General features: G+C 70.7%; 17 protein-coding genes and 1 pseudogene. 7 read left to right on the top strand and 11 right to left on the bottom strand.

Annotated features, from left to right (window positions below):
- The 3 genes from ABD120_RS36095 to ABD120_RS36085 form a co-directional block, all read right to left on the bottom strand.
- Positions 1 to 1,148 (bottom strand): AMP-binding protein (locus ABD120_RS36095; protein WP_343954861.1); only part of this gene is annotated, 1,148 nt, incomplete at its 3' end.
- The gene (locus tag ABD120_RS36090; RefSeq protein ID WP_343954860.1) at positions 1,145 to 1,804 is read right to left on the bottom strand and encodes a sulfotransferase family protein; all 660 of its coding nucleotides are present in this window, start codon (positions 1,802 to 1,804) and stop codon (positions 1,145 to 1,147) included. The genes ABD120_RS36090 and ABD120_RS36095, both read right to left, overlap by 4 nt.
- Before the next feature lie 109 nt (positions 1,805 to 1,913).
- The gene (locus ABD120_RS36085) at positions 1,914 to 2,519 is read right to left on the bottom strand and encodes a DivIVA domain-containing protein (protein WP_343954859.1); all 606 of its coding nucleotides are present in this window, start codon (positions 2,517 to 2,519) and stop codon (positions 1,914 to 1,916) included.
- Positions 2,520 to 2,579: 60 nt separating this feature from the next.
- Here ABD120_RS36085 and ABD120_RS36080 point away from each other — a divergent pair, with 60 nt between their 5' ends.
- The 4 genes from ABD120_RS36080 to ABD120_RS36065 all read left to right on the top strand — a co-directional run bounded on the left by ABD120_RS36080 (position 2,580) and on the right by ABD120_RS36065 (position 5,140).
- Positions 2,580 to 2,990, top strand: a complete 411-nt coding sequence (locus ABD120_RS36080) for an ABC transporter ATP-binding protein (RefSeq protein WP_343954858.1) — start codon at positions 2,580 to 2,582, stop codon at positions 2,988 to 2,990.
- A 106-nt stretch (positions 2,991 to 3,096) separates the two neighbouring features.
- Positions 3,097 to 3,768 carry a hypothetical protein gene (locus tag ABD120_RS36075; RefSeq protein ID WP_343954857.1) on the top strand — a complete coding sequence of 224 codons (672 nt, stop codon included), beginning with the start codon at positions 3,097 to 3,099 and terminating at the stop codon, positions 3,766 to 3,768.
- A complete protein-coding gene (locus ABD120_RS36070; protein WP_343954856.1) occupies positions 3,765 to 4,403 on the top strand; it encodes a nucleotidyltransferase domain-containing protein in 639 nt (212 codons plus the stop codon). The genes ABD120_RS36075 and ABD120_RS36070 overlap by 4 nt, the downstream gene beginning before the upstream one ends.
- Positions 4,400 to 5,140, top strand: coding sequence for a nucleotidyltransferase domain-containing protein (locus tag ABD120_RS36065; RefSeq protein WP_343954855.1), 741 nt, complete (start codon positions 4,400 to 4,402; stop codon positions 5,138 to 5,140). Before ABD120_RS36070 ends, ABD120_RS36065 begins: the two co-directional genes overlap by 4 nt.
- Before the next feature lie 154 nt (positions 5,141 to 5,294).
- Here ABD120_RS36065 and rlmN read toward each other — a convergent pair whose 3' ends face one another.
- Entirely contained in the window at positions 5,295 to 6,395 is a 1,101-nt protein-coding gene (gene rlmN, locus ABD120_RS36060) for a dual-specificity RNA methyltransferase RlmN (protein ID WP_343954854.1), read from the bottom strand.
- Between the two features lie 232 nt (positions 6,396 to 6,627).
- Between rlmN and ABD120_RS36055 the strand changes: the two genes are divergently transcribed.
- Positions 6,628 to 7,629 carry a suppressor of fused domain protein gene (locus ABD120_RS36055; protein ID WP_343954853.1) on the top strand — a complete coding sequence of 334 codons (1,002 nt, stop codon included), beginning with the start codon at positions 6,628 to 6,630 and terminating at the stop codon, positions 7,627 to 7,629.
- 159 nt (positions 7,630 to 7,788) lie between these two features.
- On the opposite strand, the gene ABD120_RS36050 is transcribed toward ABD120_RS36055, so the two are convergent.
- The 6 genes from ABD120_RS36050 to ABD120_RS36025 all read right to left on the bottom strand — a co-directional run bounded on the left by ABD120_RS36050 (position 7,789) and on the right by ABD120_RS36025 (position 13,039).
- Positions 7,789 to 8,607 carry a phosphatidate cytidylyltransferase gene (locus ABD120_RS36050; RefSeq protein ID WP_343954852.1) on the bottom strand — a complete coding sequence of 273 codons (819 nt, stop codon included), beginning with the start codon at positions 8,605 to 8,607 and terminating at the stop codon, positions 7,789 to 7,791.
- Positions 8,608 to 8,773: 166 nt separating this feature from the next.
- Positions 8,774 to 9,331 (bottom strand): ribosome recycling factor, encoded by a 558-nt coding sequence (gene frr, locus ABD120_RS36045; RefSeq protein ID WP_343954851.1) that lies wholly within the window; start codon positions 9,329 to 9,331, stop codon positions 8,774 to 8,776.
- Between the two features lie 172 nt (positions 9,332 to 9,503).
- The gene (gene pyrH, locus ABD120_RS36040; RefSeq protein ID WP_343954850.1) at positions 9,504 to 10,202 is read right to left on the bottom strand and encodes a UMP kinase; all 699 of its coding nucleotides are present in this window, start codon (positions 10,200 to 10,202) and stop codon (positions 9,504 to 9,506) included.
- 106 nt (positions 10,203 to 10,308) lie between these two features.
- Complete coding sequence (gene tsf, locus ABD120_RS36035) at positions 10,309 to 11,142, bottom strand: translation elongation factor Ts (RefSeq protein WP_343954849.1); 834 nt, start codon at positions 11,140 to 11,142, stop codon at positions 10,309 to 10,311.
- Between the two features lie 108 nt (positions 11,143 to 11,250).
- On the bottom strand, positions 11,251 to 12,237 hold the full coding sequence (gene rpsB, locus ABD120_RS36030) for a 30S ribosomal protein S2 (protein ID WP_343954848.1): 987 nt from the start codon (positions 12,235 to 12,237) through the stop codon (positions 11,251 to 11,253).
- Between the two features lie 199 nt (positions 12,238 to 12,436).
- On the bottom strand, positions 12,437 to 13,039 hold the full coding sequence (locus ABD120_RS36025; RefSeq protein WP_343954847.1) for a helix-turn-helix domain-containing protein: 603 nt from the start codon (positions 13,037 to 13,039) through the stop codon (positions 12,437 to 12,439).
- 57 nt (positions 13,040 to 13,096) lie between these two features.
- Here ABD120_RS36025 and ABD120_RS36020 point away from each other — a divergent pair, with 57 nt between their 5' ends.
- Both ABD120_RS36020 and ABD120_RS36015 read left to right on the top strand, forming a co-directional pair.
- On the top strand, positions 13,097 to 14,374 hold the full coding sequence (locus tag ABD120_RS36020; protein ID WP_343954846.1) for an MFS transporter: 1,278 nt from the start codon (positions 13,097 to 13,099) through the stop codon (positions 14,372 to 14,374).
- A 399-nt stretch (positions 14,375 to 14,773) separates the two neighbouring features.
- A complete protein-coding gene (locus ABD120_RS36015; protein ID WP_343954845.1) occupies positions 14,774 to 16,333 on the top strand; it encodes a serine/threonine-protein kinase in 1,560 nt (519 codons plus the stop codon).
- 93 nt (positions 16,334 to 16,426) lie between these two features.
- Here the strand turns inward: ABD120_RS36015 and ABD120_RS39930 are convergent.
- A pseudogene (locus tag ABD120_RS39930) lies at positions 16,427 to 16,792 on the bottom strand (peptidoglycan DD-metalloendopeptidase family protein); the annotation flags it as partial.
- Between the last annotated feature and the right edge of the window lie 173 nt (positions 16,793 to 16,965).

The following is a 16,965-nucleotide window of genomic DNA, read 5'->3' as shown; positions in this document are numbered from 1 at the left end:
GCGGCGCCGGTCGCCGCCGGGTCGCGGTGGTAGCCGCCGAACACCACCGGCCCGCACACCTGCAACTCGCCGTCGGTCGCAGGAGGCAGCGGACGGTCGCGCCCGTCCGTGACGCGGGCGCTCAGGCCCCGGATCGGCGGCCCCAGCGAGGCGAACTCCTCGCCCGCGTCCACGGCGGGGAACTCGACGTTCATGGTGCTGCCCGCGCAGGTCTCCGTCATGCCGAACGCCGGGACGATCGCCCGCCCGCTGAGCCCGGCCGGGGCCAGCCGGTCGAGGATCCCGAGGGCGGTGGCGCACACGACCGCCTCCCCGCCGGACAGGATGTGCCGCAGCGCCGACAGGTCGAGGTCGGCGAGGTCGCTCTCGTGCAGGACGCGGTCGATCTCACCGAACAGGAAGTTGGGGGTGAAGGTGACGCTGACCCGGTGTGCCGAGCACAACCGCAGGAACCGGACCGGGTCGGCGAGCACGGCCTGGGGGCGTACCTGGAGCTGGGCGGCGCCCGCCCACAGCGGCAGCAGATGGCCCTCCACGGCGGCGACGTGGTCGAAGGCGATCCAGTTCATCATGACGTCGCCCGCGTGGAAGCCCAGCCGCTCGGCCTTGCCCGCGAGCGCGGCCAGCAGGTTGCCGTGGGTCAGCGCGACCGCCTTGCTGTCACCGGTGGAGCCCGAGGTCAGCATGAGCAGCGCCAGGTCGTCGCGGGCCGGGTGCGGCGGGTCCGGGCCGGCTTCGGCGGGGCCGTACAGGTCGTCCACGACGGCGACCCGGCGGGCCCGCACCCCCTTCAGGGACTCGCTCGTGACGAACAGCGGGCCGTCGAGCAACCGTTCGACGTGGTCCAGATGGGCCGCCCAGCGCTCGGTGTCCGCTCCGGGCGGTGCCATCGGGCAGGGCACGTAGCCGCCCAGCAGGCACGCCCACAGCGCGGGGATCGTCTCCTGCGGGCGCTCCAGCAGCAGCACGACCTCGGCACCGGCGCGCAGGCCCTGCTTGCGCAACCCGGCCAGCAGGCGGCAGGCGTGCTCGAACAGCGACGCGTACGACTCCGTGGCCTCCTGCCCGTCCTCGCCGACGTACCGCACGCCTCTGCCGGGCGGTGCCGTCCCTGCGGCGCGCACGAGCAGGTCGGCCAGGCCGCTCATCCGCCACCGCCGTTCAGCCGCCCCAGCCGCTGTTCGAGCGCGTCCATGTCGTTGAGCCGGGGGAACGGCTCGCCGACGGGAACGGGTACGCCGAGGAAGGCACACAGCGGCCCCCACCCCTCGCGCACGTCGAAGACCAGCAGCCGGTTCGCGGGCAGGCTCGCCACGACGCGGGCCACGTGGCGGTGGAAGGCGGCGGCGGCCTGCTCCCTGCCGGGCAGCCAGTCGGGGAACGGCTCGACCGTGCCGAACGTGGTGCGGGCCATCGTCTCCAGCAGCGGGGTGATCCGGAGGAAGCTCCGCTCGAAGGGCCCGTCGGACATCGACGCATGGCGGGCGCGCAGCATGCCCTGGAAGCTCACGTACCAGCGGTCGACGTCGCGGACGGTGAGGACGATCTTGGCCTCGGGAAAGGAGTCGGCGAGCGGCTGCCAGAAGAAGCCGGCCGGCCAGTCGGCGACCGAGCGGTAGCCCTCGAACACCCGCGCCCAGCCGTCGGGATCGCCGGGGGGTTCGGGCAGCCACCGGTCGATCAGTTCCAGGTGGTCGAAGATCTCGAACATATGATAGCAGGGCCCGAACCCGAGGCGTTCCAGCGCGGCCTTGAGTGTCAGCGTGCCCGTACGCGGCAGCCCTGCTCCGATCACGTCCAGCATGGTCACCGTCCTTCCCGGATCGGCCGCCCTACTGGTCGGAATACCTCACTCGGTCAGCCGGATACGTAGTTTGTAATGATTTTGAGGAGATTTGGGGTGTCCGAGAGTGTCACCGGTGGTCGAGGATGTCGGCGATGCCCGCAAGGAAGGTGTCCACGTCGGCGATCAGGTAACCGGCGCGGAAGACCACCGTGTCGAACTTCGCCGCCCGCACCTCACCGGCCGTGACCGGTAAGGCGGTGGTACCGCGCAGGGTCGCCACCACGCGGTCGAGGAAAGCGTCGACGGCGTCCTCGTCGTAGCCCGCGCCCATCCGTCCCGCGCGGAAGGCCACCCGCTCCGCTCTGGCGGCCTGCGTCTCGAACCACTCCTGCCGCAGCATCTCGCCCGTCGGCTCCCCCGTTGTCTCCCCTGGCGTCTCCCCCGTCGGCTCCCCTCGTGTCTCCCCTCGCGGCGTGGCCCGCGACGCCCGCGCGGGCACCGGCGCCCGGGTCTCCAGCGCCACCACGAACGCCTCCAGCGCGAAGTCCACGGCGGTCTCGTTGTAGCCGCCGCGTCGCGCGCGGAACGTCGCGGCCCGTACGTCGTCGGCGGTCACCGGCGCAAGGTCGCGCCCGCCCCTGCCGAGCGTCGCCTCGATCCGGCCGACCAGTGTGTCCACGTCGGCGGGATCGTAGCCCGACCGCATGCCCATGACCCGGGGGAAACGGTTCAACCGACGTTCCTCCTCGACTTATCTCGCATGTGGTCTTCTTCCCATTAGCGTTAGATCACCATGCACCTGACCGACGTCACGTTCCGGTATCGGCGCCGATCCCGCCCGATCCTCGACCGCGTCACCGCCGGCCTCGCGCCGGGCGACGTGGTCGAGCTGACCGGTTCCAACGGGGCAGGGAAGTCCACCCTCCTGCGCCTGCTCGCGGGCCTCACCCGCCCCTCCTCCGGTACGGTCACCGCCCGCCCGGCCGTCGTCGGCTACGCGCCCGACCGCCTCCCGACCGCCCAGCCGTTCACCGTGGCCCAGTACCTCACCCACCACCAGCGCATCAGAGGCTGCGCCTCGTGGCGTCCCTGGGCGGCCTGCGGGAGTTGCCCGCGTTGCGGCACTGGGTGCTTTCCGACGGCACGGTCACTGAGTTCAACGGCGGGCCCGACAGCGAGCCCGGCCACGCCGTCGTCGAAGTGACGCTCTCCCGCGCCCAGGTGGAGTCGTTCTTGTCGCGGATGCGCGCCGAGGGCCTCCAGGCGCGCCTGAGCGCCCGTCTGGCGCCCGTGGAAAGGACCGTGAACCGGTGACCGCGCTCGCCTGGTTCCGCGTGCTCGGCTACGTGCGCTCCCATCGGGTGTTCCAGGCGTTCGTCCCCCTGGTGGCGCTCCTCGGCGTCGTCTACGCCAGCCGCGCCCCCGCAGGCCGGGAACTCGCCGCACTCACCGACTCCGCCGTCCTGATCGTGCCCCTGCTCGCCTGGTCGGCGCGGGGGCTGCTGGACACCGAACCGGACGAGCAGCGTCTCGTCTCCGCCACCGCCGTGGGCGGACGGGGCCGCGAACTCGGCGCCGGACTGCTGGCCTGCGCGGTGGTCTGCGCGGTGTTCGCCGCACTGTCGCTGGCCGCCGGGCTCGCGCTCGGCGTCACCCGGGCGCCCGGCGGCGCGGAACTGGCCGCCGCCGTCCTCCTGCACGCGCTGTCGGTGGCGACCGGGGTCACGCTCGGCGCGCTGACCAGCCGTGCGCTCATGCCGTCACCGGCGGTCTCGATCATCGCGCTGATCATGGGTTTCGTCGTCATGCTGCTCGTCGGCACCACCCCGGCGTACTGGCTGAGCGTGCCGCTGACGGCTTGGATGAGGTCTGCGGGCGACGCCACCCTGCTCGCCGACCTGCCCCTGCTCGCCGCCGTCTCCCTGATCTGGTGTCTGGCGGGAATCGTCCTGTACGCCGCACTTCGCCGGAGCCGCCCGTGAACCACCCGCTCATCCTGTCGGTCGTCACCGGCTCGCGCGCCTACGGCCTCGAACACGAGGGCTCGGACATCGACCGGCGCGGCGTGTTCGTCCCGCCGACGGCCGACTTCTGGCACCTGGACAAGCCGCCGACCCACTACGACGGCCCGCTGCCCGAGCAGTTCTCGTGGGAGGTCGAACGCTTCTGCGTGCTCGCCCTCGCCGCCAACCCGACGGTGCTCGAATGCCTGTGGTCGCCGATCGTGGAGGTCCGTACGGAGCACGGCGAGCGCCTGCTCGGCCTCAGGAACGCGTTCCTGTCCGAGCGGGCCAGGCAGACCTTCACCGGGTACGCGAACGACCAGTTCCGCCGCCTGGACCCGGCCAGACCGAAGCTCAAGCAGGCCATGCACATGATCCGGCTGCTGCTGAGCGGGCTGCACCTGGTCACGCACGGCGAACCGCTCGTCCGCGTGGACGCGCACCGCGACCGGCTGCTGGCGATCAAGCACGGGCGGATGCCGTGGGCCGAGGTCGAGGACTGGCGCCGCCGCCTGGCCGCCGAACTGACCGGGGCCGCGTCGGTGCTGCCCGCCGCACCCGACCGGGCCGCCGTGGACGACTTCCTCACCGGCGTCCGGAGGGACCACCTGTGAACCTGCCCGCCTGGCTGCCCGAGGCGGCCCGCGACCAGCCGTACCCGCTGGCGTTCGCCACCGTCAGCGGCGCCCACCTGTACGGTTTCCCGTCCGCCGACTCCGACGTGGACCTGCGCGGCGTGCACGTGCTACCCGCCGAGGAGGTGGTCGGCCTGCGCACCGGCCCGCAGACCCTCGGCCACACCACCACCCGCGACGGCGTCGAACTGGACCTCGTGACCCACGACCTGGCCAAGTTCTGCGGGCTGCTGCTGAACCGCAACGGCTACGTGCTCGAACAACTGCTGTCGCCGCTGGTGGTCGCCACGACACCGGTGCACGAGGAACTGCTGGCGCTGGCACCCGGCTGCCTGACCCGCCACCACGCCCACCACTACCTGGGGTTCGCGCGCACGCAGTGGGGGTTCTTCGAGCGCAGCGGGGGGTTGAAACCGCTGCTCTACACCTTCCGGGTGCTGGCCACCGGGCTGCATCTCATGCGGAGCGGACGGATGGAGGCCGACCTGACGCGGCTGTACGCCTACGGGCCGCCGTACCTGCCGGAACTCGTGGCGGCCAAACGGGAGGCCGAGCACGGCCGGGCGCCGCACGTCGAGGGGGCGGGCGCGGACGTGGCCCGGCTGACGGCCGAACTGGAGGCGGCCCGGACCGCCTCCACCCTGCCCGAGACCCCGACCGCCCGCGAAGCACTGCACGACCTGGTGGTCAGGGTACGGCTAGGGCGCCACGCGTGAACGCGGGTCGCTGGGGGCGCGTGAATCGACAGGGCGCAGGCCGGACCGCGCCCGAGCCGACGGGCCGCCGCTGAGGCAGGTGACTGGCCGGACCGCGCCTGAGCCGACGGGCCGCCGCTGAGGCAGGTGAAGCGCGGCTGAGGTGCCCTTCGGGCTACTCGGCCGCCGCGAGCTGGCCGCAGGCGCCGTCGATCTCCCGGCCGCGCGTGTCGCGGACGGTCACCGGCACCCCGTGGAACTCCAGCCGCCGCACGAACGCCCGCTCGTCCTCCGGACGGGAGGCCGTCCACTTCGAGCCCGGCGTCGGGTTCAGCGGGATCAGGTTGACGTGCACGAGCTTGTTCCTGACCAGCTTGCCGAGCAGGTCGGCACGCCACTCGTGGTCGTTGATGTCCTTGATCAGGGCGTACTCGATCGACACCCGCCGCTTGGTCCGCGCCGCGTACGCCCAGGCCGCGTCGAGGACCTCGGCGACCTTCCAGCGCGTGTTGATCGGCACCAGCGTGTCGCGCAGTTCGTCGTCCGGCGCGTGCAGCGACAGCGCCAGGGTGACGGGCAGGCCCTCGTCGGCGAGCTTGGCGATGGCGGGCACCAGGCCGACCGTGGAGACGGTGATGCCGCGCGCCGAGATGCCGAGCCCCTCGGGCGACGGGTCCACCATGCGGCGGACCGCGCCGATCACCTGCTTGTAGTTGGCCAGCGGCTCGCCCATGCCCATGAAGACCACGTTGCTGACCCGGCCGGGTCCCCCGGGCACCTGACCGGAGGCCATTGTGCGGGCTCCGGCGACGACCTGCTCGACGATCTCGGCCGTGGACATGTTACGGGTCAGCCCGGCCTGGCCGGTGGCGCAGAACGGGCAGTTCATGCCACATCCGGCCTGGGAGGAGACACAGATCGTGGCCCGGTCGGGGTAGCGCATCAGCACCGACTCGACGAGCGCCCCGTCGAACAGCCGCCACAGCGTCTTGCGCGTGGTGCCCCGGTCGGTGGTGAGCTCGCGGACGACGGTGAGCAGCGTCGGCAGCAGGGCCGACAGCTTCTCGCGGGCCGCGGCCGACAGGTCGCTCATCTGGGCGACGTCCGAGCTCAGGTGGGAGAAGTAGTGGCGCGAGAGCTGGTCGGCGCGGAACGGCTTCTCGCCGAGTTCGGCGACGGCCGCCCGGCGCTCGGCCATGGTCAGGTCGGCCAGGTGGCGTGCGGGCTTGGCCCGGCGGGGAGCCACGAAGGTGAGCTGGCCTGGCTGCTGGGACACGATCCCGCCTTCCGTCGTCGCGCTGTGTGGTCCGAAGGTCCGCCTTCGACCTGAAGACGCCGTCTGATCCGGAGGTCCGCCTTCAACCGAAGACCCTGTCTCGTTCAGAGGTCCGCCTTCAACCGAAGAGGCTGTCTGGTACGAGAACCGCCTTCGGCCCGAAGACCAAGGGTAGTGAACACCTGCCACTGCTCTCGCCCCGGGCGGACCTTGCGTTCTAGAGTCACCATGTATGGCGGCATATCGGTCGGGTGAGGTCGTCTTCACCGACGGCAGCCCGTACGGGAGCCGGATGCTCGTGGTGGAGCGCGACGAGGAGTCCTCCGTCGCCTACCTGTGCTCGCCGGACGGCACGGTCCACGGCGCCGTCTGGCTGGCCAACCATCGCCGGGCGCCCGACGCCGTCGATCTGGGCCGGGTCGAGGCCGGGCTGCCGCCGCTGATGCCGTACCCGAACACCGCCCATCCGCTCGGCCGGCGTCCGCTCGGCGAGTTGACGGCGTTGTGGTTCGAGGAGGGCGACGGCGTCGCGCTGTACGAGAACGACGACCTCATCGCGGTCATCCCCGGCTGGGCCGACATGAGCAGGGGCATGCCCGGGTACGCTCGCGACGCCGTGGGCGAGACGCCGTTCGCGTGGGCGCTGTCCGAGGCCCTCGACGGGCTGCTGCCCCGGATCATGAACGCCCGCTCCTTCTGGCGCTGGCGGGAGCGGAAGGGGACGTGGGCGGCGTTCCAGCAGTCCGTGATGGGGCACCTGGACGAGGTGCTGGGACCGGCCGGACGGTACTGGGACGCCGGTGGCGACCGGCTGCCGACCGTCGGGGTCACCGAGCGGCCGCCGTACGGGGAGCGGCACTTCAGCGTGCTGTCCACGGTCGGGATGAGCTGCCAGCGGATGCCGACGGTGGAGCAGTGGATGGACCGCCCCGACGCCTGCTCCCGGGTCGAACTGGCCATCGCCACCCGGGGGGATCCGCGTGAGGCGGCGGCCGTGCTGGTGTGGCTGTCGCAGTATCCGTGGCACTCGGTCACCTGGCTGGGGCACGGTCACACGGCGCAGTGGTACCAGTCGGCGGCGACGTTCCCGCTGGGGGCGGAGTTCTCCGGGGTGCTGATGCTTGCCGATTCGGCGAAATTTCCAGACTTGTCGGGGTTTGCATTCGCCGGGGAGGGCGTCCGCTGGCTCTGGCTCGTCCCCATCACCGACGCCGCCCTCCACAACCCCCACTGACAGCGATGATGGAGATGAGCGCTCCCCTCCAGGGCCTGACCCCGACCCTGCGAGCACCCGGTAGGCTCCTCACCCGGCTCACCCTCCGGTTCGGCGAAGCCGCGAAGGCCCAGCCGCAGTCTCTGGCCGATGCACCCAAGCGGGTGAAAGCCTCCCGGACTAGAAGAAGATCGACAGCAGTACCCAGGTCGGGACCAGGGTGGCCACCAGGGAGTCCAGCCGGTCCATCAGACCGCCGTGACCGGGCAGGATCGAGCCAAGGTCCTTGATCCCCAGGTCGCGCTTGATCATCGACTCGATGAGGTCGCCCAGTGTCGCGAACGCCGCCCCCAGCGCGCCGATCAGCGCGCCCTGCCAGATCTCGCCGTCCATGCGCCAGACCACCAACCAGGCGCCGACCGCCACACACGCCACCACCGACCCGGCGAAACCCTCCCAGGTCTTCTTCGGGCTGATGATCGACATCTTGTGCCTGCCGAACAGCACCCCCGCGACGTACCCGCCGACATCACTGGCCACGGTCACCGCGATGAAGATCACCACCCGGTCGGGCCCGTCCGGCTCGGCCAGCAGCAGCGCCGCGAACGCCGCCAGCAGCGGCGGATAGACCAGCGTGAACACCGACGCCGTGGCGTCGCGCACATAGCCTTCCGTGCCCGCCGCGAACATCCGCCAGATCAGCAGCCCGAACATCGCCGCCGCGAAGACGCCCAGCAGCCAGGCCGCGCCGCCCCAGAACGCCCCGGCCAGCATGCCCACCAGAGCCACCAGCACGGGGATCCCGGGCACCGCGATGTCCTTGGTGCCGAACGCCTTGACCAGTTCGAGCACCCCGATGCCCACGGCGACGGCCATCACCAGCAGGAAGAGTTCCTTGCGTGTGTAGAGCGAGCCGATGACCGCGGCGCCCAGCAGGACTCCGACCCCGATGGCCGCCGGCAGGTTCCGCCCGGAACGACCGGCCGCACGATCTTCCACAAACTCTCCCCGTTGAGGTACGGCTGCAGCCACCCTGGTGACCGCCCGCCTCACGCCGTCATGGCGCCCGGCCACGCGCGGCCGAGGACCGTCACCCTGGAGTGCCCCCGACCCCGTGCGAGGGGTGGGGGCACTCGGGCTTCGCCGTAGAGAGGACTGGAACCGCTCAGACCTCGAGCAGTTCCGCCTCCTTGTGCTTGAGCAGTTCGTCGACCTTGGCGACGTGCTTCTGCGTCAGGTCGTCGAGTTCCTTCTCGGCGCGGCGCACCTCGTCCTCGCCCGCGTCGCCGTCCTTGATCATCTTGTCGAGCGTCTCCTTGGCGGAGCGGCGGATGTTGCGAATCGACACCTTCGCCTGCTCGCCCTTGTTCCGCGCGACCTTGATGTACTCCTTGCGGCGCTCCTCCGACAGCTCCGGGAAGACCACACGGATCACCGCGCCGTCGTTGCCCGGGTTGACACCCAGGTCGGAGTCGCGGATCGCCTTCTCGATCGCGGCCATCGAGCCCTTGTCGTAAGGCTGGATGATGACCATGCGGGCCTCGGGCACGTGGAACGAGGCCAGCTGCTGGATCGGGGTCGGCGAACCGTAGTACTCAGCGTTGATCTTGTTGAACATCGACGGCGTGACCCGGCCCGTGCGAATGCCCGCGAAGTCGTCCTTCGCGACCGAGACAGCCTTGTCCATCTTTTCTTCGGCTTCGAAGAGGGTTTCGTCGATCACAGCGGCTCCCCTGCTGTTCTGGTCACTCACCCTCCCCGCTCACGTCGCGAGAGGCACCTCGCTCGGCTCGCCGCGTCGGGTTCGCGCCCTGCTGCTCTTGGTCACACACCCGCCCCGCCGCTTTCGCGGAAGTCGCCTTCCGCTCCGGGCGCCGCGTCGGGCTCGTTCCCGTCTACTTGCCGGTCGGACTCACCAGCGTGCCGATCTTCTCACCGCGTACGGCCCGCAGGATGTTGCCCTCGCCCATCAGGTCGAAGACCACGATCGGCAGGTCGTTCTCCCTGCACAGGCTGATCGCGGTCTGGTCCATGACCGCGAGGTCGCGCACCAGGACCTCGGCGTAGTCGAGGTGGTCGAACCGGACGGCGTCCGGGTTCTTGCGCGGGTCGGAGTCGTAGACCCCGTCCACCTGAGTGCCCTTCAGCAGGGCCTCCGCGCCGATCTCCAGCGCGCGCTGTGCCGCGCAGGTGTCGGTGGAGAAGTAAGGCGTACCGAGCCCGGCGCCGAAGATGACCACGCGGCCCTTCTCCAGGTGCCTGATCGCGCGGCGCGGCAGGAAGGGCTCGGCCACCTGCTGCATCGTGATCGCGGTCTGCACGCGGGTCTCGACGCCGCGCTTCTCCAGGAAGTCCTGCAACGCCAGACAGTTGATGACGGTGCCGAGCATGCCCATGTAGTCGGCCCTGGCGCGGTCCATGCCGCCCTCCGACAGGGTGGCGCCGCGGAACATGTTGCCGCCGCCGACGACCACCGCGACCTGCACGCCCTCACGGACGGCCTCGGCGATCGAGTCGGCCAGGTGACCGACGACGGCGGGGTCGATCCCCTGTGCCTCGCCGCCCGCGAAAGCCTCGCCGGACAGCTTCAGCATGACCCGTCTGTACGAAGAAGCCGCCGACGTAGCTGGCTCCTGGTTCTCCTGCACGCGGCGGCCTCCTCTGTAGATGGCTGGATATGGGCTGAAGGCTCGTCTAAGCCTAAGCCTGACCCACCTTGAAACGAACGAAGGCGAGCACCTCGACGCCGTTCTCCTCGGCGTACTTGGCGATCGACTTCTTGTTGTCCTTGACGAACGCCTGCTGGAGCAGGGTGAAGTCCTTGTACCAGCCGTTGACCCGGCCCTCGACGATCTTGGCGATCGCGGCCTCGGGCTTGCCCTCGTCGCGGGTCATCTCCTCGAAGAGCGCGCGCTCCTTCTCGACGACCTCGGCGGGCACCGCAGCGGCGTTGAGGTACTTGGGCGCCATCGCGGCGGCGTGCTGAGCGACGTCCTTGGCGACCTCGGCGTTCGGCTTGTCGAGCTGCACGAGCACGCCGACCGCCGGCGGAAGCTGCGGGTCGGTCTTGTGCATGTAGGCGCCGATGTAGCCGCCCTCGAGAACGCTGAAGCGACGGATCTCGATCTTCTCGCCCAGCGCGGCGTTGGCCTCGTCCAGGTGGTTCTGGACGCTCTTGCCGCCGAGCTCGGAAGTCAGCAGCGACGGGACGTCGGCCGGACGGGTGGCCAGGATGTGCGCGACGACCTCGGCCGCGAGCTCCTGGAAGCGCTCGCCCTTGGCGACGAAGTCGGTCTCGCAGTTGAGTTCGAGCAGCGCGGCGGCGGAGTCGCCGTCCTGCTTGAGCGCCACCAGGCCGTTGGAGGCGGTGCGCGACTCGCGCTTGCCGACGTCCTTGGCACCCTTGAGGCGCAGGATCTCGATGGCGCGGTCGAAGTCGCCCTCGGCCTCCTCAAGCGCCCTCTTGCAGTCCATCATTCCGGCGGCGGTGATGTCACGAAGCCGCTTGACGTCGGCCATGTTCACGGAAGCCATTGCATTTTCCTCGTGGGATCTTCGTCGTGGATCGGGTGGGCGCCGGCGGTCCGGCGCCCACCCTTCGGAGCCTTGCGGTGCGGGTGCGGCGGCACCCGCGGGAGGGCCTCAGGCCTGCTCGGCCTTGTCCTCGCCACCGGCCTCGGCGACGGTCTCGCCCTCGACAGCAGCCTCGACGACGGTCTCGTCCTCGGCGACGGTCTCGCCCTCGACGGCGGCCTCGGCCTCGGCCGGGGCGGCCTGCGCCTCGGCGACGTCCTCGGCCTTGTCCTCGGCGACGGCCTCGGCCGCGACCTCGGTGTCCTCGACGGCGCGCTCGCCACCACCCTGCTCGATCAGCTCACGCTCCCACTCGGCCAGCGGCTCGGCGGCGGCGGGCTTCTCGTCGCCCCTGGCCGCGCCGGAGCGGGCCATCAGGCCGGCGGCCACACCGTCGGCGACGACGCGGGTGAGCAGGCCGACGGCGCGGATGGCGTCGTCGTTGCCCGGGATCGGGTAGTCGACCTCGTCGGGGTCGCAGTTGGTGTCGAGGATCGCGACGACCGGGATCCCGAGCTTCTTGGCCTCGGAGATCGCGATGTGCTCCTTCTTGGTGTCGACGATCCACACCGCACTGGGCACGCGGCCCATGTCACGGATACCGCCGAGCGTGCGCTCCAGCTTCTCCTTCTCGCGGCGGCGCATGAGGAGTTCCTTCTTGGTGAGCCCCGACCCCGCGACGTTGTCGAAGTCGAGCTCCTCCAGCTCCTTCAGGCGCTGCAGGCGCTTGTGGACGGTGGAGAAGTTGGTGAGCATGCCGCCCAGCCAGCGCTGGTTGACGTAGGGCATGCCGACCCGCGCGGCCTGCTCGGCGATGGCCTCTTGGGCCTGCTTCTTGGTGCCGATGAACAGGATCGTGCCGCCGTGGGCGACGGTCTCCTTGACGAAGTCGAAGGCGCGGTCGATGAACGACAGCGACTTCTGCAGGTCGATGATGTAGATGCCGTTGCGCTCGGTGAAGATGAAGCGCTTCATCTTCGGGTTCCAGCGGCGGGTCTGGTGACCGAAGTGCACGCCGCTTTCGAGCAGCTGTCGCATGGTTACGACGGGGGCCATGTTCTGGTCCTCCACGAATCTCGGTTGTGTCGCGGCAGTCGGGTGCGCTGCCGCCCTGATGCCCCTGAGCCGTTCCAGCCGGACCTTACGGTCCGGACCGAGGGATCGGCTCGCGGTGGGGCATGCGAAGTCAGCCCGTCAGTGACAGGCCATCGGAAAGTCTACCTCCCGCGCCGACCTTCCGGGTCGGACGGCCGGTTCAGACGACGTCGTGGTCCTCCGTGGGCAGGCCGTGCGGGCGCGGTTCCGGGCGCAGGTAGAGGGTGAACTGCGCCCCTGCGACGCGGGCGCCGTCCGGCGCGCTGTCCCTGGTGCGCGCCTTGAAGGGCGCCAGGAGTCCCTCGACCTGCTCGTTGAGCCGCTTCATCTCCTCGGCCGTGACCAGGAGCTGCCACCGCCGCCACGCCGAGGCGTCGCGCCACTCCTCCGGCTCGCGCTCCACCTGGCCCATCGCGCGCCGCAGCTCCCGGTGCGCGGAGTCGTAGACCGTGTCGATCAGGGCCTCCTTGGCGGCCTTGACCTCCGGCGGGTCGTCCGGCTCCGTGCGCACGCCGAGCCCTCTGTCGGTCGCCCGCCACACGCGCTCTCTGCCGTCGCCGCGCGCGGGCGCGTCCTCGATGAGGCCGTACTTGGCCAGCATCCGCAGGTGGTAGCTGGCGGCGCTGGGTGTGACGCCCACCTGCTCGGCGGCCTCGGTCGCGGTCGCGGGGCCGTCGGCCTGCAGGCGCAGCAGGATCTCCAGACGGGCGGCGTGGGCGAGGGCGCGCATGGCCCTGGGGTCCGTGAGCCGCTGTTCCGTCATTCGCCCACGATACCTGAAGGATTGCCTTCATAGTTGTGAAGCATTACCTTCACAACTATGAAGCGTTCCTTTCACGAATCACGGAGTGCACCCGCCCCGCCGCTGAGGCACCAGCGCGACTACCGGCTGCTGTGGACCTCGCGGACCATCGCCGTCACCGGGTCCGAGGTCTCCAAGCTGGCCGTCCCGCTGAGCGCCGTCACCCTGCTGTCGGCCTCCCCGCTCCAGATGGGCCTGCTCACGGCCGCCGGATTCGCGCCCAACCTGCTGTTCGGCCTCCAGGCCGGCGCACTCGCCGACCGCCTGCGCCGCCACCGGCCGCTCATGATCGCCTGCGAGCTCGCCGCCTGCGTCGCCGCCCTCGCCGTACCCCTCGCCTGGTGGCTCGGCGCGCTCAGCGTGCCGCTGCTCGTGTGCGTCGCCTTCGTCATCGGTACGGCCGGCGCCGTGTACCGCGCCGCGAGCTTCCCCCACCTCGCGGCCGTCGTGCCCACCGAGCAGCGCACCGAGGCGATGGCCGGACTCCAGGCGTCGTACTCGGTCGCCTCCGTCACCGGCCCAGGACTCGCCGGGCTGCTGGTCCAGACGCTCACTGCGCCGCTCGCCGTACTCGCGGAGGCGTTGTCCTCCCTCGCCTCCGCCCTGCTGATGGGCCGGATCCGCACACCCGAGAACCGCTCGCCCGCCCCCTCGCACGGCATGTGGCGCGACATCCGCGAGGGACTGCGGACCGCCCTGCGCCACCGCAGCCTGCGGGCGCTGATCGCGGCCGGAGTGACCATCAACTTCTTCGCGATGGCCTACACGGCGGTGTACATGCTGTACATGCTGCGCGAACTGGGCATCCCCGCAGGGGCGCTCGGCCTGCTCGTCATGCTCGGCGGGCTCGGGGGCATCGCCGGGGCCTGGCTGACCGCCCGGACCAGTCGGCGCGTCGGCACCAACGCGCTGCTCAGATGGTCGGTGCTGCTCTTCCCCCTGAACATCTTCACCGTGGGGCTGATCTCGGGGCCGCTGTGGTGGAAACTGACCGCCATCGCCTGCACCGGCCTCCTGACCGGCGGCATCGTGGTCGTCTTCGCCACCTGCCTCGGGGCGGTCGTGCTGCGCGAGTCGCCCGCCGAGCTGCAGGGCCGGGTCAACGCCACCTTCACCTTCGCGATCCAGGGCGTGCTCGCGGTGGGCGGCGCCGTGGGCGGCGCCGCCGCCGAACTCGTCGGGTTGCGGCCCGTCGTGCTGGCCTGCGCGGCGGGCCTGATCCTCAGCGGCCTGTGGATCTGGTTCTCCCCACTACGCCACCGCGAACCCACCCAGAGGACGCCACCGGTTCCGTAGACGCCACATCCGGTACTCCCGCTGCACCACCGCGATCCCAGTCAGAGGACGCCACCGCTTCCGTGGACGCGCATCGGGTTCTCCCCACTGCGCCACCGCGAACCCAGCCAGAGGACGCCACCGCTTCCGTGGACGCCACATCCGGTTCTCCCCACTGCGCCACCGCGAACCCAGCCAGAGGACGCCACCGCTTCCGTGGACGCCACGTCCGGTTCTCCCTGCTGCGCCACCGCGACCCGTCTCCTGCGAGCGCGTGAACCGAGTTCGCCGCTGCTGACCTGCAGATTATTTCACCATTTAGTGGGAGATCATCAGCCATGCGCCATACCATCGGCGAAGTCCCGCCATCAAGGCCGTGCCGAGGAGAAACCGGATGCCCGCGACCAGATCCCCCCTCCGATGACCCACGGCGGCACGGCCCCCATGCTCGCGGGACGCTACCGGCTGCTCTCCCAACTCGGGCAGGGCGGCATGGGCACGGTCTGGCGGGCCCTGGACGAACTGCTCCGGCAGGAGGTCGCCGTCAAGGAGGTCCGCCCGCCCGCCGACCTCGACCACGCCGCGCAGACCGAACTCGTCGAACGCACCCTCCGCGAAGCCCGCGCCGCCGCCCGGCTGCGCTCACACCCGTCGATCGTCACGATCCACGACGTCGTCATGGACGGCGGCCGCCCCTGGATCGTCATGGAACTCGTCCACGGCCGCTCCCTCGACCGCGTCGTCAGCCAGGACGGGCCCCTGCCGCCGCAGACCGCCGCCTGGGTCGGCGTCCACGTCCTCGACGCCCTCACGGCCGCCCACACCGCGGGGGTCCTGCACCGCGACGTCAAACCGGGCAACGTCATGCTCACCGACGACAACCGGGTCCTGCTCACCGACTTCGGCATCGCCGCCGTGTCCGGCGACGCCGTACTGACCCAGACCGGACTCCTCACCGGCTCCCCCGGCTACATCGCCCCAGAGCGGCTCCGCGGCGAACAGGACGGCCCCGCCGCCGACCTGTGGTCACTCGCCGCCACCCTCTACACGGCCGTCGAGGGCAGGCCCGCCTTCCCCGGTCACAACGCGGCCGCCCGCATGGCCGCCGTCCTGCTCCACCCACCCTCGCCTCCCCAGCTCGCGGGCCCGCTCACACCTGTGCTCGCCGCCATGCTGGAGAAGGACCCGGTACGGCGCTGCGGAGCCGCGCAGGCGACCGACTGGCTGAACGCGGTCGCCCGAGAGCTCTCCCCCGACGTCCCCACCACCCCGCGCGGACGACGCCGAGCCTCGGACCGAAGCAGCCGCCGCCCCATCATCCTGGGCGCCGCCGCCCTGGTCACGGCCCTGGCCGTGGCGGGCGGCGTGACCCTCTGGGCCGTGAGCGGCGATCCTGCCCCGCCTGCTGGTGCGGCGTCGAAGTCATCGACCGGTTCGGGCTCACGTTCCGGCTCGGGCTCACGTACCGGTTCAGACTCAGGTTCCGGCTCGGGCTCACCTTCAGGGTCGGCCACGCCGGCGTCCACCGCCAACCGCATGTTCACCACGGACCTGATCGCATGCGATCTGCTGACCGCCGCGAAGACTCGCACGCTCCTACGCAGCCGTTCAGTGAAGAGAATCGCCTCTACCAAGGGCGTCTGCAGTTGGCAGACTCCGGGCTATGCCTCCACGATTCAGGTGTCGACGCTGCGCTTCAACAGCCTCGATATCGCCCGGAGCACGTTCGATTCGATCGCCTACGGCATGAAGGACCAACCCAAACGCGTTCCCGGCACCAAGATCCGCACCACCCGGCTATTCGGCGACCAGATGCTCAGCCACGTCAACAAGAATTTCACGGGCACCTACTCCGTGACGGCTCTCGTGCACTACGGCAACCTCTCGGTCACGGTCTCGACCACCACCTCCACCCCCGGTTACAGGGCCGCCGACGAGATCCTCAAGATTATTGACGCCCGTGTGAAAACCCACCGCTGACCCCGTCCGCCCGAACCATGCCCCCGTCGCAGCCGGCCAATAGGGGAGGAGCCGAGGGTGTGCGGCGCCCAGCAGAAGGAGCGGGTCCAGATAGTGGAGCCCACGGCGAAGACCCCAGTGGAGACAAGAGACCAGGCAGTGAGGCGGAGCGTTGGGTTGGAGGGTGCCCAGCCGCGTGCCGACGGTGACCACTTGGCCCTTCCTGACCGTGGGGGTGACGGGGAGGTAGGTGGTCCTCAGCCCGTTGGGGTGGTGGATCGTGACCACGCCTCGCCCGCCGACGGGAGCCGCGAACCCGATGGTGCCCGGACCTGCCGCGAGAACCGGACTCTGCGGAGGCAGCGCCAGGTCGGCGCCCCTGTGCCCGGCCAACCACGGAGCCGGTGGAGGTGAGAAATACCTGATGACCCGTGGATGGCCGAGGACCGGCCAACTCCACGAGGGCCCCGTCGGAGGCATGAACACCCCCCAGAGGGACAGGAGCGCACTGACCAGAAGAACATCCATACGCGAAAGCATGCTGGACGACGACCGCTCGCCGGGCGAGCGATCCCCGACCTGTGGATAACTCCCGCGACCGCATCGCTCTGGGGACAAACGCACCCCGCACCCCGCACCCCGCACCCCGCACC

Source organism: Nonomuraea longicatena (genome assembly GCF_039525605.1).
Lineage (GTDB): Bacteria > Actinomycetota > Actinomycetes > Streptosporangiales > Streptosporangiaceae > Nonomuraea > Nonomuraea longicatena.
This window is presented reverse-complemented; position numbering and strand designations above follow the sequence as displayed.